Consider the following 24,795-nt stretch of genomic DNA (forward strand, 5'->3'; position numbering starts at 1 on the left):
TTAAAGCCATTTATGATTCATTTTATTAGTCAGATGGCCGACAGAAAGTCGGCCTGGTTTATATTGTTTTTATCGGCGCTGGCGTTACAGATTGTCGCGCTTTACTTCCAGTATGGCATGGGTTTAGAGCCCTGTATCATGTGTATATATCAGCGCACTGCTGTCTACGGTATTCTGCTATCGGCTCTGTTAGTACTGCTTAAAAATAACGGGGTAACACGGCTGCTGGGGTTTGCTGGTTGGGTTGTTTCAGCCGGTTGGGGTTTACTCATTGCGCTGGAGCACATAGAAATACTTAATGCGAAAAATCCTTTTTTTGCAAGTTGTGAAATTGTTCCCAATTTTCCTACATTTATGCCGCTACATGAGTGGTTGCCCACGATATTTGCAGCTAAAGGAGACTGTACAGAAAATAGCTGGCAATTTTTGGCTATGGGCATGGCAGAATGGATGAGAGTAATCTTTGCGGCGTATCTGATCGTATTTGTTATTGTCTTTATCAGTCGTATCGTAGGTAAAAAACACATTTGAGCGATCTCAGAACTCTCCCCTCCAGGTTGCCGGTGGCATCATCTGGGTATGGGAACATCTCTGTCGTACGTCTCGCTTACAAGCATCAGGACAGCTTGTGCGATGCCTGTCGCGCATCCTCCGGTCATGTGAGGCCCTGGCTGGGCAATTCGCTGTGCCCCTTGACCCCTTCTGCGACGCGACAGTGCATTGAGGAAATGGAAAAAAAGCGCGAATCAGGCTACGGGATAACCTATCTTTTAATGGGTGATGGTGTTTGTCTGGGTATGGGTATTATCAATTATATCCACCCTTTGCACGCTACAGCGAACCTGGGTTACTGGATTAGACCAGAAGCGTGTGGTAATGGTCTGGCTGTCAACCTGTGTGAAAGTCTGGCTAAAATGGCGTTCTCACAAATTAATTTGCATCGGCTTGAGCTTTTTATCGAACCAGGCAACAAAGCCAGTATGCGCGTTGCCGAGAAACTTGGCGCTGATAAAGAAGGTTTGTGCCGAAAGAGAATATTTGGTCGCGATGCGTATTTATACGCGCTGCTGGCTGGCTGACTACCTCAGCAATGTAATTGTCTTGACGATGTAAAGAGGCCCCTTAATCGAGATCTTTAATGGGCCAGAGTGCTATATAATCTTCAAATACAGCCAAATCAACATCACTTTCATAGACAGTTTTACCCCGTACTGACATTCCATTTTGATGCATTGCCGACTTTTTTCCCTGGTTTAATAACGGGTGCCAGGAAGGCAAGCCTCGTCCTTCATATAGCCGACGATAGCTACAGCTTGGCGGCATGAAAAAAATGTCTTTGAGATTATCTTTGGTGAGTTTGACACAATCCGGGACCAGTTCGGTACGACGTTCGTACTGACTGCAACTGCATGTTTTGGTGTTTAACAGTGTACAGACAATATTGGTGTAATGAATTTCCTCTTCAGGTTGGGCAGCATCTGTGCTGATAGCCTCATCAGCGTCGTCATCTTCAATGAACTTGTGCAGACAACATTTTGCACAACCATCACATAATGATTCCCACTCCTGCTCGGACATTTCACTTAACGGCTTGGTTTCCCAGAATTTTTCGGTCATACAGCAACAACATTGGTTTGAATAAGAAAATAGCCATCCAGAGAAGCTTCAACATTATCACCGTGATGTAAGGCAGCAACGCCGCTGGGGGTGCCCGTCATTACGATATCTCCGCTTTCAAGGGTAAAGGATTCAGATATTTCTGCTATCAGCGAAATAATGCCGCGTATCATATCTTTTGTGTTGCCCTGTTGTCGAACTTCATTATTCACCGACAACGTAAAACTTAACGCCTGCAATGCCGGAATTTGCGAAGCAGGCACAAAGCCTGAGACCGGACAACTGGCATCGAATGCTTTCGCCCGCTCCCACGGGTGACCCTGCTGCTTAAGTGTTGACTGAATATCGCGTAGTGTAAGGTCAAGGCCCATACCGATGCCCCACAAGCCACCAGAGACCGTTTCCTCGCTGGCATTGCACAGCCGATCTTTAATCAATACTGCAATTTCCACCTCGTTATGACACTGCCCTCTTTGCGCCGGTATTTTTATCGGCTGCTGCAGATGACATAAAGCGGTAGTGGGCTTCATAAACAACAAAGCCTGTTCGCTGACTTTGGTATTCATTTCCCTGACGTGATCCAGATAATTCCGGCCTACGCAGACTACTTTGCCTATGGGCAAGTCTATTGGTAAATCCAGATTATCCAGGTGACGGTACATATCAATGTCCTTTTTTGATTCGATCTGAAAGGTAACCCACCGAAACGCCAAAATACGTCGACCGATTCCATTTCATAAGCGTGTGAAAATTATTATAGACAAGGTACACCCTGCCATCGAGACCATCAGGCATAATTAATGAAGCTTTTATATCTGCCTGCGGCAAATCTGAACCATCATAGCGACGTACTCCCCGGGATTGCCATGTCTGCAACGAATCGAAGGTCTTCAGTCCTGCATGCTCACCGATATAGTTTTCATGGAGTGTAACCTGACGTCCCCAGGTATAGTCGCTCTTCCATCCCTCACTATGCAAAAAGTTAGCAATAGAGGCGAAAACGTCGGCAGGTGTACCCCAGATATCCTTTTTGCCATCTCCGTTATAATCAACAGCATAGGTCAAAAATGAGGTAGGCATAAACTGGCTCTGGCCCATAGCGCCGGCCCAGGAACCAACAAACCGGGCTTTTTCGACATGGCCTTCCTCTAATATTTGCAGCGCGGCAAAGAACTGCTTTTTAAATAGTGCTTCCCGCCGCCCTTCGAAGGCCAGCGAAGCTAATGCTGATAAAACGTCATGCTTACCCTGTATTTTTCCAAAATTGGACTCATTCCCCCACAGCGCAACAATAAATCGAGGCTGTACGGCATAGTCTCGTCCAATCTTTTCCAGTAACGCCCGGTGCTCATCGAACATTGCTACCGCCTGATCGACTTTCCAATCTGGCACCCGGGTAGCCAAATAGCTATCGAGGGTGATTTTTTTCTCAGGCTGGTTGTTATCAGCTTTGACTACGGTGGGCCGAAACGTCACCTCTTTTAGCAATTTTTCCAGCCAGGTCTTGTCATATCCTCTGTCAATCGCTTCTGATTTTAACCCTTTCACATAGTCTTGAAAGGCCGCTTCATTTTTGGGCTGGTCGTCAGCCTGAACATGTACGCAGAAAAAAACCATGCAACACAGCATCATGGCGCTGAACACATATCTCATCAGAATTTTTTCGCCTCTTCCCGGGGGGACAAACCCAATGAAAGCCGATGCTCTACCAGTAAGTCGGTTTCTTTAGGGGGCATTTGCAAGTAATAACCTTTATCGTTAAGCGCATTGACCAATGTTTCTTTGGAGACACGCCCCAATGTTTCGCGTTTATGCAGTGGCAATAGCATAGCCAGTTCTGGCTTGCCGAATTGGTGCATTAATTGGTCAGGAACATCGTCGAAATTATCTTTTTCAGGAAGGTACAGGTACATACCTTCTTTTTTGTTTGTTTTATAAACTGCGCAAAGCATAAGTTAACTCTTTTCAACTGGGCCGAGAATTTTATCCAGATATGAAGCAAACAGAGGCGCACGCCAACCCGTTAACAAATCTGGTAGCAAGCCCTGAACCCGAGTCTCATCAATATCAAACCAATACCATTTTAGCACCTGGTTGAGCTGTTTTTTAGAGGCGATAACCTCCACCGGCACATTCTGGTTCCGGGCAATGTCATCGGCTGCCTGTTTTAGCAGCGCCAGGTTTTTTTTATAACCCGGAAAATCCACCAGTCTTGATGGACTTGGCACGCGTTTTTCAGCAGGTAAATCACGAAATTCTTCCCTCGCTTTATTCACTATCTCAAGAATAACTTCACCAAAACGGCGCATGGTAGGCCCAATCATTCCCGTCACATGACTAAGTGAATTCCTGTTATCGGGAAGTCGCATAGCAATTTCATACATAATTGATTCTTTTAGTACGAAGTTTATAGCCAAATCTTTTTCGCGGGCCATGCCTAAACGCCATGCTGCGAGGTGTTGCAACACCGTCAACTGTTCAGTATTTAACCGCCAATTATTTTTAATTAACAGGTAAGCATATTCAGGCGGCATGCTGGCCGCTTTTTTTGCCACCAGGGTATTCATCTCATCAAATACCCAACCAAGTTTACCAAGTTCAGTAATCTGCTTATTTATCGTTTCGTACACTGGTAGCAGATACAAAACATCGTTTGCCGCATAGTGAAGCTGTTTTTCACTTAAGGGCCTGGCCAGCCAGTCAGTCCGGGACTCGCCTTTATCCAGTACCACGCCGCTTAGAATTTCAACCAGACGGGCGTAGCCTAATGAAGGCCCAATATTTAACAATGCCGCAGCAAATTGTGTGTCAAAAACGGGCGTGGGAACGGTACTAAAAGCATTGAGAAAGGTTTCCAGGTCTTCTGAACAAGAATGCAGGACTTTCACCACGTCAGGATTTTCCATTAGCGTGATAAATGGTTGCATATCACTTATCTGGAGCGGATCAATTAACACCAGTTGCTCGCCATCGTATAACTGCAACAAACCTAGCCGGGGCGTAAGGGTGCGGGTTCGCACAAATTCAGTATCCAGCGCGATGGCAGCATGACTGGCTGCCATCGCGCAGACATTGCGTAGTTGTTCACTGGTTGTTATGAGTTGATATTTCATATTCCAAAAAAACAGCCGGCAAATGCCGGCTGTCCCTTAATCTGTAGGTTGACACCATAATGATGCAACGTAAGTTGGTCGCAAATTAGTCGCGCAGCTCCCGCCGCAGGATCTTGCCCACATTTGTCTTGGGTAGCTCTTCTTTGAAAACCACATGCTTAGGCACTTTATAGCCAGTTAAGTGGGCCCGGCAATGCTTAATCACATCTTCTTCCGTTAACGACTCATCGTTTCTGACCACATAAAGTTTAACCACTTCACCACTAACTTCGTGGCTTTCTCCAATCGCAGCGGCCTCTACAATTTTATCATGCATGGCGGCCACTTCCTCAATTTCATTGGGAAACACGTTAAAGCCGGAAACCAGAATCATATCTTTTTTCCGATCAACAATATAGAAGTAACCCTCTTTATCTACCTCAGCAATATCCCCGGTAGCAAGCCAGCCATCTTTAAGAATTTCAGCTGTGGCCTCGTCCCGGTTCAGGTAACCCCGCATAACCTGCGGGCCTTTCACCCATAGTTCGCCAGGTTCACCCTCACCCACTTCATTGCCATCATCATCCAGCAATTTAATCTCGGTGGATGGCACGGGTAAACCAATGCTTCCTTTATATTCACTGATTTGTGGCGGTGTTACCGCAACTACCGGGGAGCATTCAGTCAAACCATACCCTTCCAGTAGAACTGTATTAGTAACTTTCTGCCACTTTTCGGCCACCGGACGTTGAACTGCCATGCCCCCGCCCAAGCCAAACTTGAAATGAGAAAAGTCTAATTCACTGAATCCGGGAGTATTTAACAAACCGTTGAACAAGGTATTTACGCCAGGCAAGATCGCGAAAGGATATTTGTCTAACTCTTTGACAAACCCGTTCATATCGCGCGGATTGGTAATCAACAGGTTGGGACAGCCATATTTAAGAAATAGTAAGCCGTTAGCCAGCAGAGCGAAGATATGATAAAGCGGCAATGCTGTGACCACCAAATCTTTGCCTTTATCAATTACCGTCTCAAGAATACCTGAAACCTGCTCAAGGTTGGCTATCATATTGCGATGGGTCAGCATTGCGCCCTTAGATACGCCTGTGGTGCCGCCGGTGTACTGCAAAAACGCCAGGTCCTCGCCACTGATTTGGGGGCGCGTAAAGGTTTGACTTTCACCCTTTTTCAACGCGGCTCTAAATGGCACCGCCTCAGGCAATTGATAAGACGGCACCATTTTTTTGACATATTTAACCGCAAAATTGACTACCCACCGTTTCGGGGCCGGATGCATATCTCCCAGTGAGGTCAATAAAACCTGCTCAACCGGTGTATCTTTGACTACTTGCTCCAGTGTACAGGCAAAGTTTTCAACTATTACAATAGCCTTAGCATTGGCATCGGTTAACTGATGCTTTAGCTCGCGGGCGGTATACAAAGGATTAACATTTACTACCACCATTCCGGCACGCAAGATACCAAACATGGCTATCGGATACTGAAGCAAATTGGGCATCATAATCGCAACCGCATCGCCTCGTTTCAGCCCGCTGTTTTGCAGATAGGCTGCAAATTGCTTTGTCTGAGCATCAAGTTCACTGAAGCTCATTTTATGGCCCATGTTTATATAGGCTGTATTGTCACCATACTCTGAAATAGATTGTTCGAAAATGTCGACAACTGATGAATAGCGGTCCGGATCGATGTCTGCAGAGACCCGTGGGTCATAATGCTCAAGCCAGGTTTTCTCCACAAAACCTCCTACTTATTATTCTTTTACCTTTAGCCCAGCCCGCACCGTATAAGAAATGCGCAACTGGTCAGATTACTTGGCTATAGTAGCGGAAGCGAACGTAAAGATAAATGACCGCGTTTACAATTGTTCAACAAAATGACGGATAGCAGCACCTACTTCATCTGGTTTTTCCATGTGAATATGGTGCCCGCCTGCAAATTGTAGACACGAGGCATTAACAAACCAGTCCTGCCGTTGACTGAAAACTTTATCGACAGTTTTAAAACTATCAGAGGCAGCAATAAACAACACTGGACAGCGAATATTTTCCATCAGCGCCTGTGCTTGCCCTTCGGTCAGCCTTAGCGAGGATTTTGTGCGTAATTTGGGATCGCTGGCCCAGAAATAATGGCCGCCGGCATCCTGAGTCAGATTTCTACGAAGGATCATGCGCGCATGCTCTGCGCTGATGTCACTGACTTCACATCTGGCCGCTATCGCTTTTTCCAAATCCACCACCCGAAGTCGGTTTCTGGTTTTACGCCAGCGACTTTCCACTGACTCTCGAATCTGGGCCGCTGAAGTAGATTCAGGCTCAGTAAGCGGACCACAGGCGTCAATGCTGATGACCCCCCTGACACTTTCTGGAAATACTGCTGCGTAGAGCGAGGCAAGAATCCCCCCTAAAGAATGGCCCATCAGGATAACTGAATCAAAAGCTTGCTCCTGAATAAAAGCGTGAAGATCCTGAATATAATCGAGCAGGTTGTAATGCGTCCCGTGGGGTCGATGTGTGGCACCTCCATGGCCAGCTAAGTCCAGTGCAATATAACGATAATTGTGCACATAAGGCGCCAGACCTTCCATACTTGCCGCATTGTCAAGAAAGCCATGTAAACCAATGACGACTTCTCCACTGCCCTGATTGTCTAAAGCGGTCATGGTTACCGGACCAGCTCGAAACTCAGTTTGTAGCATAAACTATCCTATCTTGATGTGCATAAAACGGCAGCACCTTGCCGTTGAAGCGGCAAGGTGCTGCATGTCTCAGGCAATATTTTGCCTACCTTTCTTCACGCTGTTCGCCCCCTCGGACCGGCACGGCTCGCGTTCTTTTTTCACTCCGGATTTTCCGTGTCGGCGCAACTGCAGATGGCTTCAAAGGGGATCCATCTACGCGGCGACGATTAGGATCCCGGCTTTCAATCACCCGAATTCGTGAACCGGGGAACCCCCATGCCGGGCCAAATTGCCAACTGTTAAAAGGCGCATAACGATAATAAAAAGGCGAATACCAACCCATTCCATAATGAAAATACATCGGCGAAATGTCATACGTAGAGGTTTCCCGCCACAGATGGTAGCCGGTGGCTTTTATAAGCGGATAAGTATACGGCTGCTCTCCCACCATGCCCGCAACTGGCTCGCCCAACTCCCCTACGAAAGTCACAGTTCGGCCTTCCTCAAACACAATGGGATCAACAAAACCATCCAGTTGGGCTTTAAAACGGCCCACGGTCGAGTCTGATGTGTTAGGTTTCCCGTAACTGACCAGCGGAAAATGCGCAACTTCCACCAGCGTTTTCTGAGGCTTGTTCTCAACATTGACAATAATTCCTCCCCAGCGAGCCATACTGCCTGCAGCTTCAGCACCCTGTGTCGCCGCCCCTTTATAACTGACCAGCGCTTTTTCATCAGCAACTTCAATATCATCAGGAACGATAGCGCAGCTGACTGTAAGAAAAATCAGCGAAAGCACGATACATATTCGTGTAAACATAACCCACCTTTTTTAACGCGTAATAACCCATACGGTATTATCTTACAGGCGGATGAACAAAAGCTGAATAAATAAGACTGACTTGCTCAAGCGTAAAGATCAACGCCCATCATATCGCGTATCGCGTCGCGTTTTTGCTCTCTTTCCAGACTCATATATTCAGTTACAGCAAGCTGGGCTTTGCCCTGTGGCTGATCATATATCGCGTCAGAATGAAATTGGTGTGCTTTGTTGAGGGTATCCGTAGAAGGCGCCAGTCTTGAGAAAGTAGCGGCATTAATGGTTTGTGAGGGGCGAGTATTCCTTTCCTGGTCCTGTTTAACGGGCTCAGGCTTAGTCGTCTGTGACCGGTCATACTGCCGGGCTATGGCTAATGAAGAATGAATTTCCATGGGTGTATTTACTGCGAATACTATGCCTTTGAAAGATGATTATATCAGTGTTAATTTTGAGCACAGCGTGATTCCTTTCACGTTGCCAGCTACTAACGTACAAATTACGTGAATGTGCTCGTTTAAAACATCTGAATTCTGACCACTGCAAAAATTGTACCTTTTTTTACTTTACAAGGTAAGCGTCACTCCCTGCCTGGTAATTTTTTCCAGGTAACTTTATCGCGCAAGTATACTGGCATGACCGACATAGCTTCTACCCCTTCGCCGGCCGCAATTTTCGGTTGCGCCAGTGCTAACATATACCGCGCGTGAGGATACAGAATATCTGTATTGGTGGCATTGTGACGCGCCTGTTGAAGCGGTTCAAAAGCCTGCCACCCGGTACCTGCCGTCTGATAATTGATAGCAGGAAGCTGTGCGACAGCATCATCAGGGCTGCACACGACTTCCTCACTGTCAGCAAGAGCCAGCCCCTGGTGATTAACAAACTGCCCCAGATACACTTCGCTCATGCGGGCATCAATTGCGCTGACGACTCTCTGCGCCCCGGTGGTCGCTATGGCCTGCTGAGCCATAGCCGCCAGCGTACTCACGCCCACCACCGGCAACTGTGCACCGTATGCCAGGCCCTGTACCATTCCGGTGGCAATTCTCACGCCGGTAAAGCTTCCCGGCCCATGACCGAATACCAACGCATCAAGCTGTTGCAGGGACACACCCGCGTCCGCTAACACAGCCTTAACCAGAGGCAGCAATTTCTGGCTATGTTGTTGCGGACAAATTTCAAATTGATCACTGATTTCATCATTAACCTGTAAGGCAACTGACAGTGCTTCGGTGGCTGTATCAATAGCAAGTACTTTCATTATTTTCGCTTCTATTCTATCTCTGACAAAAAGTCTTCAACCTGCTTCAGGCTGCGGGTACGCCGCATATCCGGCAGACTAGCCAGAAAGGTTTTTGCATAGGGTTTGGTTACCAGCCGGTTATCACAAATTACCAGCACACCTTTGTCACTGGGATCCCTGATTAGCCGACCAGCGCCCTGCTTCAGGGTAATGACTGCCTGCGGAATCTGGATAGCTGCGAAGGGATTGGCTCCGCGCTTTTTCACATCCTCCATCCGTGCCTGTAGCAGTGGATCGTCGGGTGAGGCAAAAGGCAGTTTATCGATCATCACACACACCAGGTCGCTTCCGCGCACATCCACACCTTCCCAAAAAGCGCCCGTGCCAAGTAGCACGGCTTCCTCATTAGCCAGATATTCAGCCAGTAACGCCTGTTTGGTGGTGGTGCCTTGCACCAGCAATGGGTTATCAATCTCATTAGCCAGTTTTGCCGCTATTTCTTTAAGCATGGCGTGGCTGGTAAACAATAAAAAGCAGCGTCCCCGACTGGCTTTTATCAGCGATTTAGCAGTATCCAGTAATGTCTTTCTTAACTGCAAGCTATTAGGTTCGGGCAGATACCGTGGCACACATAATAACGCCTGTTCCTGATAGTTAAACGGGCTATCAAGCCCCAGGGTGGTGGCCTCTTCCAGGCCCATGCGACGCTGAAAATGCTCAAAACCGTCGTCCACCATCAACGTGGCCGAGGTAAAAATCCAGCCCCGGGGCGGATCGCTGATAAACCGGCGGAATTTAGCGGCAATGGACAGCGGGGTAAGGTGCAATACCAAATGTCGCGGACTGGTTTCATACCACAGACTCACCCCAGTTTGCTCGGTGTTTCTGAACGCATCAAGCTGCTCGCGCGCCTGGACAATCCGTTCGTACAGATTGTCCAAATCTTTATCCCTACCGATATTAAGTTTACATACCTCGTGTAAGACGCTTAATGCATCAGCCAGACGACTTATTTGGGTCTGCACGTCTTCCCGCTCCATGGCCTCCACCCAGTTACCCCGTTGCGGGGTTTCGGGGAACAGCAGACGCAAATCGGCCGCGACGATGCGGCATTTATCGGCGGCTTTATCTAATTGAGCAGCATCTTTTAATACGGTACGAAACAGCAGGGTAATATCTTTTGCCATCTCACTCAGTTGACGGGTAGACAGCGCTTCGCCGAAGTAATCACTGGCAATATCCGGAATCTGGTGGGCCTCATCAAAAATGACGGCATCCGCTTCGGGGATGAGTTCACCAAATCCTGTATCCTTTAACGCCATATCAGCAAAAAACAAGTGGTGGTTGACCACAATCACATCAGCATCCAACGCATTGCGCCGCGCTTTAACCAGATAACAGTCCTCGTAATCGGGACAATCACGGCCCAGACAGTTATCCACTGTCGAGGTCACCATAGGCAATACCCGGGCGTCTTCAGGTAGCGTTTTTAGCTCCCCCATATCCCCGGTTTTGGTCGTAGTTGACCAGGTTTTCACAGCAGAGAGCTGATCCAGCGTTTCTTTTTCCAGCAATGTAGAGTTGCCGCCGTGTTGCGCCAACCGATGAATGCACAGGTAATTAGAACGTCCTTTAAGTAATGCGGTTTTACGCATACTACCCAGCGCTTTTTTCACCAGTGGTAAATCACGATGATAGAGTTGTTCCTGCAGATTTTTGGTGCCGGTGGAAACGATAGCTTTGCCCTTGCCCATCAACGCAGGGGCAAGATAGGCAAATGTTTTACCGGTGCCGGTGCCGGCTTCCACAATAAGACTGTGCTTTTTATCCAGAGCAGTTTTTACTGCCCTGGCCATATCCGTCTGCGCATCACGGGGGACAAAGCCGTCAATTGCGCTCGCCAGCAGACCGTTGGCAGAAAATACAGAAGAAATTGATGGCATAATCACCCGAACAACAACAAAAAGCGCATTATGCCAGATAATTTATTCCAATGGTGAGAAGCCTGTTTCTTTGCCGCATAATTTTTTAGTCTGCAGGTAACGCGCCCATATATTCCCTTGAGCTAAGCCAGCACCCAGGTTATCCCTGCAACTGTAAAATGGGAGGGTTCGCTGGATTTCAGCCTCTGTGTCAGCCTGCTTTATATGACCGGCCTATTCTTATGGCAAAGAGAGCTGCGCCACAGTTATTAACGATAAACGGAAGCGCACAAGATCAAGTCACTGTTGGGTTTCTACTGCACTGACGTACAATGCTTGAATACCTTATATCCCCCGGGCGCAATGGCGAGTGTGGTGGAGGGTTCAGCGGTGAACCGCGTATTATCAAGCACATTTTGATACTCGCCAGGCCATAGCTGGGAATTAAATGAAACGTCCACCGCTTCATGGGAAAGGTTGAGAATAACGACAACTTTTTCGCTTCCCTGCATCCGGGTAAAGCTGAAAACCTGCTTCATACAATTGTTAGGAATCTGAATCATGGTAGCGCCGAAAAGGCCATTATGTAGCGCCGGTGTCTGTTTTTTTATGGCTATAAGCCGAGTATATAAATCGCCCACCTCATGAGAGTGCCAGGCAATGGGATCTTGCTCAAAAAATGCCAGGCGTTTGCTGTCCCCAGCTTCCTGGCCATTGTGCAGCAGTGGCATCCCCTCACCCAATACCGAAAGTACAATAACGGCATGAAGTAGCTCTCCGAACAATTCTTCCTGCGTGCCATCCCAGGCGTTCATGTCATGATTGGTAACAAACGTCATTCGATACGCCGAATCAGGCCAGGCACGCTCGTTCCATGAATAGTATTTCCTTAGTTTATCCAGGCAAAGTTCGCCCTTGGCGATCCCATGAAGTGTTTCGTGCCAGCTCCACGCATAGGTCATATTAAACGCTTTTTCATGTAAATCGCGATTTTCCCACTCCGCCAGCATAAAAACGGGCTTTAACTGGTCTAAAGCCTGACGAGCCTGAAACCAGAAATCATTAGGGACATAACCGGCCACATCACAGCGGTATCCATCGATGTCGAAATGTTTAATCCAGTAAGACATTGCTTCTATCATGTACTCACGTAAGCCCGCCTGTGCATAATCAAACTCGATGATATCATCCCAGTCCCACCATGGTGACGGCCTGAAATCTCCCTTGAAGTCACGGGCATACCACTGAGGATGTGAATCCACTAAGTTGCAGTCCCATGCGCTGTGATTAGGTACCCAATCCAGAATGACGCGCATCCCCTTATTGTGGATAGCATTCACTAATGACCGCAAATCATTCTCATCGCCAAATTCCGGATTTATGCCAAAATAGTCTTTCACTGCATACGGTGAGCCCAGTTCACCTTTTCGGTTTTTTTCACCAATCGGGTGGATGGGCATCAGCCATATGATATCAGCGCCCAACGCTTTGATTCGGGGTAAGTCTGCTTCAACCGCGGCAAAATTACCTGCCACACTATACTGGCGGGTATTCACCTGATAGATCACGGCATCGCGAGACCAGGCCGGTTGCGTAAGGGTGTAGGGATTTTGCGGCTCATACGAAGGGACAATTGCCATAGTTAACTCTTTAGAACAATTTAATAGTGGTTACGCTATCCTTTAAAATTGGTTTAGCTACACAGAATAATGCTTTGCGTCTGTGCAAAACACTGGCTTGCGTGTAAGGCATACACAGAGGCGATTTGACAGATAATTACGCCACTGCATCTTGTCATGCCCCGGGTCCATAGTAGAAAAAGCATGAGTAACCATTACCTGAGCGACAGTAGCGGTATCTTTCATTTATCATTTCAGGATGAGTCAATTGAACGTTGTGAACCTTGTACGATTTACCCTGGGCTTTGTCTGGATCTATCAGGGCCTCTTTCCCAAAATACTTACCATTGCTCCCCTTGAATGGCAACTATCCAGCAGTATAGGTTTATCCGCAGGGCAAACGTTCTGGTTTATAAAGCTGGCAGGTGTCAGCGAAATCATTTTTGGTGTTTTAATTATCTGCTTTTATAAGTCCGCACTGCTTATGGCATTAAACATTGTGGCGCTAATCGGTCTTATTATTTTCACAGGATTGTTTATGCCTGCTTTTTTGATTGAAGCATTCAACCCTGTTTCGACGAATATTCCCTGTATTACGCTTGGCCTTTATTTACTTATCTGTGCAAAAGAACGGAAATGGCCGCCAGCGCGCGATATTCACAAATTGCAGTGATACTGTGTGGTGCCAGAATACTTTAGGTGCCAAATCCGACGCCAGCACCTGGCTGGGCACCTGATACTATGTAAATAGTGCCGTTATTGTCCATGCAGAAAAGTCTTCGTTTGCGCCAGCATACTGTCTTTGTTCGATCCAATTTTTGATGCGGACCACAAAACTTTGCCATTAATACACTGCAAAGCTAACGTTTCTGCCTCTTATTGTTGTATGTCTGCCAGCGTATTCATCTATTTTTAATGTCTCGTTAATCTCTTTTTAATCCAGCGCAAAAGTACCCGTAATCATTCCTGTCTAGACTTCAGTTATCACGCTCGATATCGATCTGCGTCGAGACAAATAATTGAAATGATTTAGTTTGCACCCAGATGACGAGGAGTCAGACAATGAAAATACGTAACAAGCCAGCGTTAAAATCAGCACTTGCTCTCACTGCTGTTGTGATGTTCTCAGGTTGTAATGCTGTTGCAAACCCTGAAGTTAACGCCTCTGACAAAAATAATTCTACCCAGTTAAAGGCTGAAGCTCTGGACAACGCTTTGTTGTATTCAGATGAATGTATTACCGAGCGAGAAGTTGTGCAGGCACAAAAAATGTGGGGAGACGGTATCGTACGCATTGGCAGTGTGTATAGCAACGATGGCGATTATTCTAAAGAGGCGGCTGATTTTATACAGGATATGTATGGGTATGATTTAAGCAGCGTATTATTCAAACCAACACTTGCCTCTAACGATCAGTTTCGCTCCAGTTTTGATGCGGCCCTGTCTTATTTCGTAGGAGGCAACGACGCGTACGAGGAAGACAAAGGCTTTGCGATCGCGCCTTATACTAACGTTAAGTTTGATAATGTCGGAATTATCAATAACAGTTGCAGGATGGCGGTGGCAATGGGTAACTACTTTTTTACCGATACCAGCGGCGGTGAAACCAAAGTTGAGTATACCTTTGCCTATGTTAAAGACAGCGAAGGCGATTTACGAATTGTTGCCCACCAGTCTTCACTGCCTTACAACCCATCTGAAAACTAAATTTCGCGTTAACATTCTAACAAGAGCGCCCGGGGCGCTCTTGTCTTTTCACTGTTTTATTTATTTTGCGGCAAATCGCATAACCGGGCTGCCGGCCATTTTGTTTATCTTAAAATCAATTGGTAAATGATATTGTTAGACAATTCCGCTTAATCCCATAAGTAACACCCATAAGCCAAAAAACAGTTTTAGCTGAACCGGCCGAAACGCGAGTACCACACGCCGTGCGATAATTCCGCCGGCTACCGCTCCTGCCCCGGCAAACAGCCACACCGGCCAGACAATAGCGCTACCCTGGTAAAGATAAAATACAATCGCTGGCCAGACGCTGCACGCGGTAAGAATAACAGCCACGGCAATGGCCATCGTTATGTTTTTACCCCGCATAATCAAATAGACCGCCACCAGCTCCCCCACACCTACTGACAGCCAGGCTGTAATAATACCGCCGGCAAATGCGATGAGGGGTAAGGCCAGCACATCAAATGTGGTGAGACTGGTGGCAAAGACAGTGCGGCGTAAAAGTGGCACAGAGGCAAAAATTGCCAGCGCGAGAAATATGGAAAATACGCCAAACCCAAGATGTAGCTTATCTTCCATTCCGGCTAAAAACGCTAGTGCCGGTGTGTCTTTACCCCATTGCGCCAGTAACACGCCCACCACAGAGCCGGGCACAGTGAGCAATAGCGCACTTATAAGCGGTTGCCATTGTTTGTCCGTTGTATGGTGGACGCGATAATGATGCGTCCAGGTTAGGGCACCTGCGGTCATGCCACAGCACTGAATAGCAAAGCTGGTGGCAAGAATCTGATGAGGCGTAAACCCCATGTGGTGAAAAAAAGGAACAAATACCACCCCTCCACCAGCCCCAGTGGCATTGGCAAAGATAGCGCCAATCACGCCTAAAAAGGTGAACAGGCCAAATTCCAACGCTAATGCCACCGTATTCTGCTGCCACAACAAAAGCACCAGCCAACCGGCAAACAAAGCAACACGCCAGGGGTAACGAACAATAAACTGCGGCAATAGCATCGACTTCGACGAAAATTTGGTAATGCACTTTGCCAGATTAATTCAAAAAAATAAATCCTGTGCTACGCTGGCTTTATGTTAACAACGAATTAACATCCCGTGATTCTTATCAGTCATCAAGACAACATCGCAACCATCGTGTTGAGACCGAACCGCTCGATTAACTGGAAGCAGATAAAAATTGTTTTATTGCTACTTGCCTTGCCGGTGGGCTTGATCGCATTCGGCTGGTGGTGGATTGGGGTGTGGGTGATTCTGCCATTTGCGGGCTTTGAATTACTGCTATTGGCGCTGTTAATGTACCGTGTTAACTGGCAACTATACCGTCAACAAGTCATAACCATCACTGATGATTTACTGACGATTGAAGAGGGGTACCGTAGCGCCCGCCGTTATCAGTTTGCCAGGCCACATTGTTATGTGACGATTACCGAAACGCAGGGTCACTGGCAACTTCCTCTGTTTTATCTTCACCACCATCATCAACAGGTGGCGTTAGGCAGTTTTCTGAACTTATCCGATCGACAGGATCCTAAGCGGGTACTTAGTCAGCACGGCTTGAGAATTTGTAATAACCGCTGGTGGCAATGATACCAGTTTTTTTGGACAAAAAATTTGCTTACAAAGTTATTATTGCCGCCAGCCCAGTTTCTCCGTAGAGTCAGGGGCTACTACGAAATGGAGCTTTCTCATGAAACGATTATTATCTGGTCTTGCCCTTGCAGTGGCTGCCTTAGGGGTATCTGTCTGTGAAGCTGCTTCGGTATGGCAGATAAGTGATGGCCAGAACACCCTCTATCTTGGCGGCACGTTACATATTTTAAGCCCCGATGATTATCCCCTTCCAGAGGCTTATAACACCGCATTTGAACAGGCCGACATACTTGTATTTGAAACAGATATGGCAACTGTAGCCTCGCCTGCATTCGCGGCAAAGGTGATGCAGAAAAACACCTATACAGAGGATAAAACCATTGCTGATGTGCTTTCTGCCAATACGTTTGCAATGCTTAAAGATTTTCTGGCTGAACGACATTTACCCGTCGAACAGGTAATTAAATTTAAGCCTGCGATGCTGGGGGTCACCCTCACGATGATGGAATATCAGCGGGCAGGACTAACCAGCAAGGGTGTTGATGCACACTTTTTTGCTAAGGGCACCCAGCAGGATAAGCCTGTCGACTGGTTTGAAAGCCCGGATGAACAACTGGCGTTTCTGTCGCAAATGGCCGATGGGCAGGAAGATGCGTTTATTCGCTACACCCTGGAAGATATAAAGGAGCTGAAGTCTGTGGTCGGCCCGATGAAAAAGCATTGGCGAAACGGCGATATGGAGGCTCTGTATGACATCACCATTGAGGATTTCAAACGGTCTTATCCCGACGTATTTGAGGATCTACTGGTAGATCGCAATGCCAACTGGTTACCAAAAATAAAGCAATTGATGAAAACTCCGGAAACCGAATTTATTTTAGTGGGCACGTTACACATGCCAGGCGAAAAAGGCGTGCTGACTTTGCTGGCAGATCAAGGCTACACGATAAACCAGTTAAACTGATGGCTGACTGAATGATCCGAAAATTGCCATCAAGTAAGCCAATTTCTTATCTTTGAAGTATTAGTAGTAAATAGTCTTTTTACGGCCGGCAGTTTATTATGCCACCCGTGACAAACGAGTAATATAGATGAAAATTTTTGCACGTAGATGGTTAGGTCTAGCGCTGGGTATCATGGCGTTAACAGGTTGCGCTTCAATGGGCGAAGGCACGATTGCTGAAAAACGGCAGGGTATTCTCGACATGCAGGAACGCACACTTGCACGCTTATACCGGGAAAAGCCTGATACCCGATCTCAGCTTCAGAATTCTGCCGGATATGCAGTTTTCAGCAATGCTAATATCAATGTAATCTTTCTCGCAGCTGGTACCGGCTATGGTGTGGTAAATAATAACATCACTGGTGAAAAGGTGTATATGAACATGGCTGAAGGTGGCATTGGATTAGGTATTGGTGCAAAAGATTATCGTCTGGTCATGGTGTTTCACACCCAAAGTAGTATGAATTACTTTTTAGATAATGGCTGGACAGCCGGTGGTAACGCTGATGCGGCTGCCAAAGCAGGTGACAAAGGCTTGTCTGTAGAGGGCGAAGGGTACCTGGGTAATATCACCGTTTACACTATGACAGAAAGCGGCTTAGCTCTGCAGGCGACCGTAAAAGGTACCAGGTTCTGGAAAGATGCGCAGCTGAATTAGGCTGCCACGAATTATCAGGATTTATACCTTATAACAAAAAGTTAATGCGGAAAACTGGTTTCATCCCAGAAAACAATTGCAATTTTTAACGCAATTAAGTACCGTCTTTTTGGCTTAACAAAACACACGAATTAACTATGAATAACTGCGCTGCAAATCACCACCATCATCATTTAGCATAACCTTTCAGGTTCGTGCTGGAAGGTCTATGTTTCCTTCCAGTGGCGCAGATAAATCTAGTACAGCCCCCGGAAGGAAACTTTCGGGGGTTTTTCATTATCAGGCGCTAAAGAATTTTACATCAAGGGGAACATTATGAGCGACAATAGAAGATTGCGAATTGCGGTACAGAAATCTGGCAGGTTGAGTAAAGACAGTATTGAATTACTAAAGGCCATCGGTATTAAACTAAATATTCGCGATCGTCTGTTGATAGCCCACTCGACCAATGAGGATATCGATTTATTACGGGTGCGGGACGATGATATTCCCGGCCTGGTTATGGACGGTGTCGTTGATATGGGGTTTATCGGTGAAAATGAGCTGGAAGAAAAGATGCTGGAACGCCAGGCGTCCGGAAAAGTTGCTGACTACGAGGTGATGCGTCGGCTTGATTATGGCGGTTGTCGTTTATCTATCGCGGTGCCTAACGAAACCTCGTACTCAGGAATTGAAACCCTGTCTGGAAAGCGCGTGGCTACAACCTACCCTTTTTTACTTGAGCGCTATTTTAAGGAGCAGAATGTTAACGCTAAAGCGGTAATGCTGACAGGCTCTGTGGAAGTGGCACCGCGCGCCGGTGTGGCAGAAGGGATCTGCGATCTCGTCTCCACAGGGGCGACACTGGAGGCAAATGGCCTGGTGGAAAAAGATGTTATTTTTCGCTCCAAGGCAGTATTGATAAAACGTACCGGTGAGTTCAGCGCTGAAAAACAAGCCTTAATTGACCGTCTGGTGCCGCGTATTGATGGCGTGATGCAGGCGAAAGAAAGCAAGTACATCATGTTACATGCGCCGAAATCTCGTTTAGACGAAGTTAACGACTTACTGCCGGGCGCTGAAAACCCAACAGTTCTCCCCCTGGCTGGCGTTGAAGATACGGTCGCAGTGCATGTAGTTAGTCCGGAAAATCTGTTCTGGGAAACCATGGAAAAGCTCAAAGCGCTGGGCTGCAGCTCTATTCTGGTAATGCCGATTGAAAAGATGATGGGCTGAACCATGATCAACTGGAACAACTTAACTCAGGAAGAACGCGCCGATGCGCTCGCTCGTCCGGTAATGACGAACAGTGCGAGTTTAAAGCAAACTGTTGCAGATATTATCGCCCGGGTAGAGGCCGGTGGCGATAGCGCTGTGCTTGATTACACCCGTCAGTTTGACTGTCCGACACTTGATGTCCTTCCGTTATCTGTGGCCAGACGTGACGAATTGGCCGCAAAGGTCTCGCCTGAAGTAGAAGCGGCAATTGACACAGCGTTTGTTAACATCAAGACATTTCATGAAGCGCAGGTTCCGGAAAATATTACCCTGACCACAAGTCCGGGTGTGGTTTGTGAACAGCGTTTTGTGGCACTTGAAGCAGTCGGCCTGTATATTCCAGGTGGAAGCGCGCCCCTTCCCTCCACTGCGCTCATGTTAGGTGTACCAGCTCTGGTCGCTAAAGTGCCACGAAAGGTGCTGTGTACGCCACCGGGTAAGGATGGCAGTATTGCCCCGGAGATCGCATTTGTAGCCAAACGATGCGGCATTGATGAAATATATCTGTGCGGTGGCGCTCAGGCTATTGCGGCGATGGCGCTGGGCACACAAACAATTGCTCAGGTGGATAAAATATTCGGCCCGGGTAACAGCTTTGTAACAGAGGCTAAACAACAGGTCAGTCAGCGTGCTGACGGCGCAGCCATTGATATGCCGGCGGGTCCCTCTGAGGTGCTGGTGCTGGCAGATAGCAATGCCAATGCTGCGTTTGTGGCTTCTGATTTGCTCTCACAGGCTGAACATGGTGCTGATTCGCAGGCGATTTTAGTTACCGATAGCAAAGCATTAATAGCCAACGCTAAAAGACAGGTGGACCAGCAGATTAGGGGTCTTTCCCGCGCTGATATTGCTACTGCCGCCATGGACAATGCCCGCTATATTCTGACCGAAACGATGGAGCAGGCAGTTGAAGTCAGTAACGCATATGCGCCCGAGCACTTAATTGTACAAACCGATGATGCGCGCAGCCTTTTGCCTGCGCTTAAGAATGCAGGTTCGGTATTCTTAGGTGCCTGGTCTCCAGAATCGGCAGGCGATTATGCCTCGGGCACCAACCATGTACTTCCAACTTATGGCTATGCTAAAAATTACTCATCCTTGGGACTATTGGACTTTATGCGTCGCTACACCGTGCAGGAGCTGAGTGAGTCTGGTTTGCAGGGATTAGGCCCGGCGATTATGACACTGGCAGCCGCAGAAGGCCTGGATGCTCACGAAAAGGCAGTGGCATTGCGACTTGACGCGTTAAAGGAAAAATAAGATGGCTGATTTAGTATCATCCCTACTCAATGACAACCTCGTGGCGCTAAAGCCCTACGAGTCTGCTCGCCGGTTATTTTCCGGTGGGCAGGACTGGCTCAATGCAAATGAGTCGCCCTACGCGAATACGTATAATATAGACAGTAGCCGCTTTAACCGGTACCCGTCATGTCAGCCACAAAGTGTTGTCAGCGCCTATGCTGCTTATGCCGGTGTTGATGACAATCAAGTGATTACTACCCGGGGCGCAGATGAAGGTATAGAGCTATTAATTCGTACTTTCTGTACACCCGGGCAAGATAATATTCTGATTTGCCCACCCACCTATGGCATGTATGCCATCAGTGCACAGACCTGTGATGTCGGCGTAAAAAAAGTTCCTCTAAGAGACGATTTCACACTGGACGTCGAGGCAGTGTGTGCCACCAGCGATGTCAATCTGGTCTTTATTTGCGCGCCAAACAATCCAACCGGAACGACGGTAAATAGCGCTCAACTTACACAGATTATCGACCGTTTCGCAGATTCAGCCTTAGTGGTTGTGGATGAAGCCTATATTGAATTTGATAAGCAATATAGCTGGGCGGACAAGCTGTCGCAGTATCCTAATCTGGTAATTTTGCGAACGCTGTCGAAGGCTTTTGCGCTGGCTGGATTACGCTGTGGATTTACACTTGCACACCCACACGTTGTCGAATCGCTGATGAAGGTCATTGCACCCTACCCGATTCCAGAACCGGTTGCGCAAATCGCAGAGCAGGCACTGAGCCTGGAAGGCCAGACCAAGGTGGGCCAGCAAGTAGATTTTATCAATCATGAAAAAAAACAGCTTGCCGCTGCACTGGCTGACTTACCCACTATTGAACTGGTCGGTGATACCCGCGCAAACTTTGTGCTGTTTCGCACGCCCCACTGTGCTGAGCTGATGGAGTATCTGGTCAGCCACGGCATGCTGATTCGTGATCAGTCAAAGCAGGTGAACCTGCACAACTGCTTGCGGGCAACCGTTGGTAGCGAAACGCAAAATAAACGCCTTATATCACTTATCACAGAATTTTTTAACCAATCAGGAGCGTCGGCATGAGCCAACAAGCCATTTTATTTATCGACCGTGATGGCACGCTGGTAGAAGAACCGCCGGTAGACAAGCAGTTAGATCGCCTTGATAAGCTGGTCTTTGAACCCGCCGTAGTCCCGGTGTTGTTAAAGCTTCAGGCAGCCGGATTTAAACTGGTCATGGTCTCCAACCAGGACGGCCTTGGCACCGAGAGCTTTCCTCAGGAAGATTTTGATGCCCCACATAATATGATGATGCAAATCTTCGCCAGCCAGGGTGTTGAATTTGATGATGTTCTGATTTGTCCTCACTTTGACAGCGACGACTGCCATTGCCGCAAACCGAAATTAGGGTTGGTCAGTGATTATTTGCAACAGGGCAAAGTGGACTTTACCCGTTCATACGTCATTGGTGATCGGGAAACCGATATGGCGCTGGCCCGCAACATGGGTATTCGGGGTTTGCAGTACACGCGCGAACAAATGAACTGGCCCGCTATCGAAAAGACACTACTAGCCTCATCGCGCATTGCTGAAGTGGTTCGTAGAACTTCAGAAACCGATATTAAAGTACGCGTGGATCTCGACTCTTCAAAAAAATCCAGCATCAGTACCGGTATTGGTTTTTTTGACCACATGCTGGATCAAATTGCTACCCATGGCGGCTTTGAAATGAATGTGGAAGTAAAGGGCGACTTGCACATCGATGATCATCATAGTGTGGAAGATACAGCGCTGGCTTTGGGTGAAGCAATGAAAAAAGCGCTGGGAAATAAACGGGGCATTGGCCGCTTTGGCTTTGCTCTGCCAATGGATGAGTGCCGTGCAGAATGCATTATGGATATTTCCAACCGACCACACCTGAAGTTTGAAGCCAGCTTTACGCAACATTTAGTCGGCGAAATGTCGACTCAGATGGTGGAACATTTTTTCTATTCGTTAGCGCAAAGCATGGGCCTTTCCTTACATTTATCCACCAGCGAAGGTAATGCCCATCACCAGGTAGAAAGCCTTTTCAAGGTGTTTGGTCGCGCACTGCGTCAGGCAATCACCCGCGATGGCGATGCGTTGCCCAGCAGTAAAGGAGCGCTGTGATGAGCCAGCGGATCGTGATTGTGAACACAGGATGTGCAAATATTTCGTCAGTCCGCTTCGCACTGGAGCGTCTGGGGGTAAATGTCGAAGTCTCGGCTGAAGATAAAATTATCAAAGCGGCTGACAAAGTCTTTTTCCCCGGCGTGGGCAGTGCCAGTGCAGCGATGCAAAGCATCAATGCAAAACAGTTGGCCCCCACCCTGCAAAGCCTTACGCAACCGGTTTTGGGCGTATGTCTGGGGATGCAACTGATGGTGGCGTCCTCCGATGAAAGCCGCAGCGGTAAAATTGATTGTCTGGGCCTGATGCCCGGCCATGTTGGACGGCTTGAAGCAAAGGGACAACGATTACCGCATATGGGCTGGAATACAGTTAGCTCCGCCAGGGCAAACCCGCTGTTTAACGGTATTGACGATGGTACATATTTTTACTTTGTGCACAGCTTTGCTGTACCAGAGTATGAGAATACGCTGGCCAGTTGTCAGTATGGCCAGCGATTTTCTGCGGCTATCGCGCATAATAATTACTTTGGTGTGCAGTTCCATCCGGAACGTTCTGGTGATGCCGGCGCACAGCTACTGACTAACTTTGTGAACCTTTAAATGATTATTCCTGCAATTGATTTAATAGATGGCGCGGTGGTACGGCTGTACCAGGGCGACTATAACAAAAAAACTGAATATAAACTGGACCCGGTAGAGGTTGTACATACCTACGCCGATGATGGCGCCACCTGGCTGCATATCGTGGACTTAACCGGCGCTAAAGATACTGCCCAACGTCAGCTCAGCCTGATCCGTTCTATGGTTGAGACAAAAAGAATGAAGTTTCAGGCCGGCGGCGGTATTCGCAGTGAAGACGATGTTGCCCAGTTACTTGAGGCCGGTGTCAGCCGGGTTGTGATTGGCTCTCTGGCGGTAAAAGAGCCAGCGCTGGTCAAGCAATGGGTAACGAAATATGGGCCACAGGCTATTGTTCTGGCCCTGGATGTGAACATTGATGGAAACGGCAATAAATTTGTTGCTACCCATGGTTGGCAACAAAGCTCAGATGTATCGCTGGAAGCGGTACTTACCGACTTTGCCGAAGTCGGTGTTAAGCATGTGTTGTGCACCGACATCAGCCGAGATGGCACCCTGCGGGGAGCCAATGTGACTCTTTACCAGCAAATGAATGAAGCGTTTCCTGATATCCAGTGGCAGGCTTCCGGCGGTATTGGTGAGCTATCTGATATCGAAGCATTGCGCCCTGCAAACGTTAGTGGCGTGATCCTGGGACGTGCACTGCTTGAAGGTAAATTCACTGTAAAGGAGGCAATTGCATGCTGGCAAAACGCATAATACCCTGCCTGGATGTCCGCGATGGAAAAGTCGTCAAGGGCGTACAGTTCAGAAACCATGAAATTATCGGCGATATTGTGCCTTTAGCAGAACGCTACGCGCAGGCTGGTGCCGACGAGCTGGTATTCTATGATATCACGGCCAGCTCGGATCAACGGGTGGTGGATAAAAGCTGGGTATCCCGGATAGCCCAGGTAATTGATATTCCTTTTTGTGTAGCCGGTGGAATAAAGTCAGTGGAGGATGCCGGCCGTATCCTTGAGATGGGCGCGGATAAAATATCTGTCAATTCCCCTGCTTTAACTAATCCGGAACTGATTAATGAGCTGCATGATGTCTATGGTCAGCAATGTGTGGTTATCGGTATCGACAGTTTCTACAACGAGGCCAATGATCGGTATGAGGTTTTTAAATTTACCGGTGATGAAGCCCGAACGCAAAAAAGTCGCTGGCAAACCGCTGAATGGATTAAAGAAGTACAAAGCCGGGGTGCTGGTGAAATTGTACTGAATTGCATGAATCAGGATGGCGTACGCAAAGGCTATGACGTAAAACAGCTCAGTGCTGTTCGCGATGCGTGTAAAATTCCACTTATCGCTTCCGGTGGTGCCGGTGAGATGGAACATTTCAAAAATGTTTTCCAACAGGCTGATGTAGATGGCGCACTGGCAGCCTCAGTTTTTCATAAAAACCTCATTACTATCCAGGCACTGAAGTCCTACCTGTCAGATAATGACATAGTCATGCGCAAAGAACATAGAAGAAAGGGGGCATAGGCG

The 24,795-nt window shown here is 47.7% G+C and carries 27 protein-coding genes and 1 other annotated feature; of the genes, 14 read left to right on the forward strand and 13 right to left on the reverse strand.

Features of this window, described 5'->3' with window-relative positions; translation table 11 throughout:
* Positions 1–12 precede the first annotated feature (12 nt).
* Both dsbB and F458_RS0117445 read left to right on the forward strand, forming a co-directional pair.
* A complete protein-coding gene (dsbB, locus tag F458_RS0117440) occupies positions 13–531 on the forward strand; it encodes a disulfide bond formation protein DsbB (RefSeq protein WP_018984729.1) in 519 nt (172 codons plus the stop codon).
* Between the two features lie 32 nt (positions 532–563).
* Positions 564–1,079 (forward strand): GNAT family N-acetyltransferase, encoded by a 516-nt coding sequence (locus tag F458_RS0117445; RefSeq protein ID WP_232362684.1) that lies wholly within the window; start codon positions 564–566, stop codon positions 1,077–1,079.
* A gap of 43 nt (positions 1,080–1,122) precedes the next feature.
* Here the strand turns inward: F458_RS0117445 and F458_RS0117450 are convergent, their stop codons facing one another.
* From F458_RS0117450 to F458_RS0117515, 12 genes are all read right to left on the reverse strand, one after another.
* Positions 1,123–1,617 carry a YcgN family cysteine cluster protein gene (locus F458_RS0117450; RefSeq protein WP_018984731.1) on the reverse strand — a complete coding sequence of 165 codons (495 nt, stop codon included), beginning with the start codon at positions 1,615–1,617 and terminating at the stop codon, positions 1,123–1,125.
* The gene (locus F458_RS0117455) at positions 1,614–2,279 is read right to left on the reverse strand and encodes a fumarylacetoacetate hydrolase family protein (protein ID WP_018984732.1); all 666 of its coding nucleotides are present in this window, start codon (positions 2,277–2,279) and stop codon (positions 1,614–1,616) included. The genes F458_RS0117450 and F458_RS0117455 overlap by 4 nt, the downstream gene beginning before the upstream one ends.
* Before the next feature lies 1 nt (position 2,280).
* Positions 2,281–3,270 (reverse strand): lytic murein transglycosylase, encoded by a 990-nt coding sequence (locus tag F458_RS0117460; RefSeq protein ID WP_018984733.1) that lies wholly within the window; start codon positions 3,268–3,270, stop codon positions 2,281–2,283.
* The gene (locus F458_RS0117465; RefSeq protein WP_018984734.1) at positions 3,270–3,569 is read right to left on the reverse strand and encodes a YcgL domain-containing protein; all 300 of its coding nucleotides are present in this window, start codon (positions 3,567–3,569) and stop codon (positions 3,270–3,272) included. Before F458_RS0117465 ends, F458_RS0117460 begins: the two co-directional genes overlap by 1 nt.
* Positions 3,570–3,572: 3 nt before the next feature.
* Positions 3,573–4,730 (reverse strand): ribonuclease D, encoded by a 1,158-nt coding sequence (gene rnd / locus F458_RS0117470; RefSeq protein WP_018984735.1) that lies wholly within the window; start codon positions 4,728–4,730, stop codon positions 3,573–3,575.
* Positions 4,731–4,815: 85 nt separating this feature from the next.
* Positions 4,816–6,468, reverse strand: coding sequence for a long-chain-fatty-acid--CoA ligase FadD (gene fadD / locus F458_RS0117475; protein WP_018984736.1), 1,653 nt, complete (start codon positions 6,466–6,468; stop codon positions 4,816–4,818).
* A 120-nt stretch (positions 6,469–6,588) separates the two neighbouring features.
* Positions 6,589–7,428 (reverse strand): alpha/beta fold hydrolase, encoded by an 840-nt coding sequence (locus F458_RS0117480; protein ID WP_018984737.1) that lies wholly within the window; start codon positions 7,426–7,428, stop codon positions 6,589–6,591.
* Between the two features lie 85 nt (positions 7,429–7,513).
* A complete protein-coding gene (locus F458_RS0117485) occupies positions 7,514–8,230 on the reverse strand; it encodes a Slp family lipoprotein (protein ID WP_018984738.1) in 717 nt (238 codons plus the stop codon).
* A gap of 86 nt (positions 8,231–8,316) precedes the next feature.
* Positions 8,317–8,622: a hypothetical protein gene (locus F458_RS0117490; RefSeq protein WP_018984739.1), complete on the reverse strand. Its 306-nt coding sequence runs from the start codon at positions 8,620–8,622 to the stop codon at positions 8,317–8,319.
* Positions 8,623–8,807: 185 nt separating this feature from the next.
* Positions 8,808–9,491 carry a tRNA (adenosine(37)-N6)-threonylcarbamoyltransferase complex dimerization subunit type 1 TsaB gene (gene tsaB, locus F458_RS0117500; RefSeq protein ID WP_018984741.1) on the reverse strand — a complete coding sequence of 228 codons (684 nt, stop codon included), beginning with the start codon at positions 9,489–9,491 and terminating at the stop codon, positions 8,808–8,810.
* Positions 9,492–9,502: 11 nt separating this feature from the next.
* On the reverse strand, positions 9,503–11,416 hold the full coding sequence (locus tag F458_RS0117505) for an ATP-dependent DNA helicase (protein WP_018984742.1): 1,914 nt from the start codon (positions 11,414–11,416) through the stop codon (positions 9,503–9,505).
* 293 nt (positions 11,417–11,709) lie between these two features.
* The gene (locus F458_RS0117515) at positions 11,710–13,035 is read right to left on the reverse strand and encodes an alpha-amylase family glycosyl hydrolase (RefSeq protein WP_018984743.1); all 1,326 of its coding nucleotides are present in this window, start codon (positions 13,033–13,035) and stop codon (positions 11,710–11,712) included.
* Positions 13,036–13,273: 238 nt separating this feature from the next.
* On the opposite strand from F458_RS0117515, the gene F458_RS19860 reads away from it, so the two are divergent.
* Positions 13,274–13,687 (forward strand): DoxX-like family protein, encoded by a 414-nt coding sequence (locus F458_RS19860; RefSeq protein WP_156824293.1) that lies wholly within the window; start codon positions 13,274–13,276, stop codon positions 13,685–13,687.
* 389 nt (positions 13,688–14,076) lie between these two features.
* On the forward strand, positions 14,077–14,721 hold the full coding sequence (locus tag F458_RS0117525; RefSeq protein ID WP_018984745.1) for a hypothetical protein: 645 nt from the start codon (positions 14,077–14,079) through the stop codon (positions 14,719–14,721).
* A gap of 135 nt (positions 14,722–14,856) precedes the next feature.
* On the opposite strand, the gene F458_RS0117530 is transcribed toward F458_RS0117525, so the two are convergent.
* Positions 14,857–15,753 carry a sulfite exporter TauE/SafE family protein gene (locus F458_RS0117530; RefSeq protein ID WP_018984746.1) on the reverse strand — a complete coding sequence of 299 codons (897 nt, stop codon included), beginning with the start codon at positions 15,751–15,753 and terminating at the stop codon, positions 14,857–14,859.
* Positions 15,754–15,852: 99 nt separating this feature from the next.
* On the opposite strand from F458_RS0117530, the gene F458_RS19865 reads away from it, so the two are divergent.
* The 10 genes from F458_RS19865 to hisF all read left to right on the forward strand — a co-directional run bounded on the left by F458_RS19865 (position 15,853) and on the right by hisF (position 24,792).
* Positions 15,853–16,344, forward strand: coding sequence for a DUF2244 domain-containing protein (locus F458_RS19865; protein WP_018984747.1), 492 nt, complete (start codon positions 15,853–15,855; stop codon positions 16,342–16,344).
* 100 nt (positions 16,345–16,444) lie between these two features.
* A complete protein-coding gene (locus F458_RS0117540; protein WP_018984748.1) occupies positions 16,445–17,311 on the forward strand; it encodes a TraB/GumN family protein in 867 nt (288 codons plus the stop codon).
* Between the two features lie 127 nt (positions 17,312–17,438).
* Positions 17,439–18,008: a lipid-binding SYLF domain-containing protein gene (locus F458_RS0117545; RefSeq protein WP_026294775.1), complete on the forward strand. Its 570-nt coding sequence runs from the start codon at positions 17,439–17,441 to the stop codon at positions 18,006–18,008.
* Between the two features lie 157 nt (positions 18,009–18,165).
* Positions 18,166–18,286, forward strand: a sequence feature (His leader region).
* A 37-nt stretch (positions 18,287–18,323) separates the two neighbouring features.
* Positions 18,324–19,223 carry an ATP phosphoribosyltransferase gene (gene hisG, locus F458_RS0117550; protein WP_018984750.1) on the forward strand — a complete coding sequence of 300 codons (900 nt, stop codon included), beginning with the start codon at positions 18,324–18,326 and terminating at the stop codon, positions 19,221–19,223.
* 3 nt (positions 19,224–19,226) lie between these two features.
* Positions 19,227–20,525, forward strand: coding sequence for a histidinol dehydrogenase (hisD, locus tag F458_RS0117555; protein ID WP_018984751.1), 1,299 nt, complete (start codon positions 19,227–19,229; stop codon positions 20,523–20,525).
* A gap of 1 nt (position 20,526) precedes the next feature.
* Positions 20,527–21,609, forward strand: coding sequence for a histidinol-phosphate transaminase (gene hisC, locus F458_RS0117560; protein WP_018984752.1), 1,083 nt, complete (start codon positions 20,527–20,529; stop codon positions 21,607–21,609).
* On the forward strand, positions 21,606–22,676 hold the full coding sequence (gene hisB / locus F458_RS0117565) for a bifunctional histidinol-phosphatase/imidazoleglycerol-phosphate dehydratase HisB (protein ID WP_018984753.1): 1,071 nt from the start codon (positions 21,606–21,608) through the stop codon (positions 22,674–22,676). Before hisC ends, hisB begins: the two co-directional genes overlap by 4 nt.
* Positions 22,676–23,278: an imidazole glycerol phosphate synthase subunit HisH gene (hisH, locus tag F458_RS0117570; RefSeq protein ID WP_018984754.1), complete on the forward strand. Its 603-nt coding sequence runs from the start codon at positions 22,676–22,678 to the stop codon at positions 23,276–23,278. The genes hisB and hisH overlap by 1 nt, the downstream gene beginning before the upstream one ends.
* Complete coding sequence (hisA, locus tag F458_RS0117575) at positions 23,279–24,016, forward strand: 1-(5-phosphoribosyl)-5-[(5-phosphoribosylamino)methylideneamino]imidazole-4-carboxamide isomerase (RefSeq protein WP_018984755.1); 738 nt, start codon at positions 23,279–23,281, stop codon at positions 24,014–24,016. It abuts the gene before it with no gap.
* Positions 23,998–24,792 (forward strand): imidazole glycerol phosphate synthase subunit HisF, encoded by a 795-nt coding sequence (gene hisF / locus F458_RS0117580; protein WP_018984756.1) that lies wholly within the window; start codon positions 23,998–24,000, stop codon positions 24,790–24,792. Before hisA ends, hisF begins: the two co-directional genes overlap by 19 nt.
* Positions 24,793–24,795 lie beyond the last annotated feature (3 nt).

Origin of the sequence: Salinimonas chungwhensis DSM 16280, from assembly GCF_000378185.1 — a bacterium.
In the GTDB taxonomy this organism is placed as follows: domain Bacteria; phylum Pseudomonadota; class Gammaproteobacteria; order Enterobacterales; family Alteromonadaceae; genus Alteromonas; species Alteromonas chungwhensis.

Excerpts from the sequence above, each read along its gene's own strand:
- F458_RS0117465 (WP_018984734.1), bottom strand. The coding sequence starts at position 3,569 with ATGCTTTGCGCAGTTTATAAAACAAACAAAAAAGAAGGTATGTACCTG.
- hisA (WP_018984755.1), top strand. The coding sequence starts at position 23,279 with ATGATTATTCCTGCAATTGATTTAATAGATGGCGCGGTGGTACGGCTG.
- hisH (WP_018984754.1), top strand. The coding sequence starts at position 22,676 with ATGAGCCAGCGGATCGTGATTGTGAACACAGGATGTGCAAATATTTCG.
- F458_RS0117450 (WP_018984731.1), bottom strand. The coding sequence starts at position 1,617 with ATGACCGAAAAATTCTGGGAAACCAAGCCGTTAAGTGAAATGTCCGAG.
- F458_RS0117530 (WP_018984746.1), bottom strand. The coding sequence starts at position 15,753 with ATGCTATTGCCGCAGTTTATTGTTCGTTACCCCTGGCGTGTTGCTTTG.
- hisG (WP_018984750.1), top strand. The coding sequence starts at position 18,324 with ATGAGCGACAATAGAAGATTGCGAATTGCGGTACAGAAATCTGGCAGG.
- F458_RS0117480 (WP_018984737.1), bottom strand. The coding sequence starts at position 7,428 with ATGCTACAAACTGAGTTTCGAGCTGGTCCGGTAACCATGACCGCTTTA.
- F458_RS0117525 (WP_018984745.1), top strand. The coding sequence starts at position 14,077 with ATGAAAATACGTAACAAGCCAGCGTTAAAATCAGCACTTGCTCTCACT.
- hisD (WP_018984751.1), top strand. The coding sequence starts at position 19,227 with ATGATCAACTGGAACAACTTAACTCAGGAAGAACGCGCCGATGCGCTC.
- F458_RS19860 (WP_156824293.1), top strand. The coding sequence starts at position 13,274 with ATGAGTCAATTGAACGTTGTGAACCTTGTACGATTTACCCTGGGCTTT.
- F458_RS0117515 (WP_018984743.1), bottom strand. The coding sequence starts at position 13,035 with ATGGCAATTGTCCCTTCGTATGAGCCGCAAAATCCCTACACCCTTACG.
- hisF (WP_018984756.1), top strand. The coding sequence starts at position 23,998 with ATGCTGGCAAAACGCATAATACCCTGCCTGGATGTCCGCGATGGAAAA.
- tsaB (WP_018984741.1), bottom strand. The coding sequence starts at position 9,491 with ATGAAAGTACTTGCTATTGATACAGCCACCGAAGCACTGTCAGTTGCC.
- F458_RS0117485 (WP_018984738.1), bottom strand. The coding sequence starts at position 8,230 with ATGTTTACACGAATATGTATCGTGCTTTCGCTGATTTTTCTTACAGTC.
- hisB (WP_018984753.1), top strand. The coding sequence starts at position 21,606 with ATGAGCCAACAAGCCATTTTATTTATCGACCGTGATGGCACGCTGGTA.
- F458_RS0117505 (WP_018984742.1), bottom strand. The coding sequence starts at position 11,416 with ATGCCATCAATTTCTTCTGTATTTTCTGCCAACGGTCTGCTGGCGAGC.
- hisC (WP_018984752.1), top strand. The coding sequence starts at position 20,527 with ATGGCTGATTTAGTATCATCCCTACTCAATGACAACCTCGTGGCGCTA.
- F458_RS0117540 (WP_018984748.1), top strand. The coding sequence starts at position 16,445 with ATGAAACGATTATTATCTGGTCTTGCCCTTGCAGTGGCTGCCTTAGGG.
- F458_RS0117545 (WP_026294775.1), top strand. The coding sequence starts at position 17,439 with ATGAAAATTTTTGCACGTAGATGGTTAGGTCTAGCGCTGGGTATCATG.
- rnd (WP_018984735.1), bottom strand. The coding sequence starts at position 4,730 with ATGAAATATCAACTCATAACAACCAGTGAACAACTACGCAATGTCTGC.
- F458_RS0117460 (WP_018984733.1), bottom strand. The coding sequence starts at position 3,270 with ATGAGATATGTGTTCAGCGCCATGATGCTGTGTTGCATGGTTTTTTTC.
- F458_RS0117455 (WP_018984732.1), bottom strand. The coding sequence starts at position 2,279 with ATGTACCGTCACCTGGATAATCTGGATTTACCAATAGACTTGCCCATA.
- dsbB (WP_018984729.1), top strand. The coding sequence starts at position 13 with ATGATTCATTTTATTAGTCAGATGGCCGACAGAAAGTCGGCCTGGTTT.
- F458_RS0117490 (WP_018984739.1), bottom strand. The coding sequence starts at position 8,622 with ATGGAAATTCATTCTTCATTAGCCATAGCCCGGCAGTATGACCGGTCA.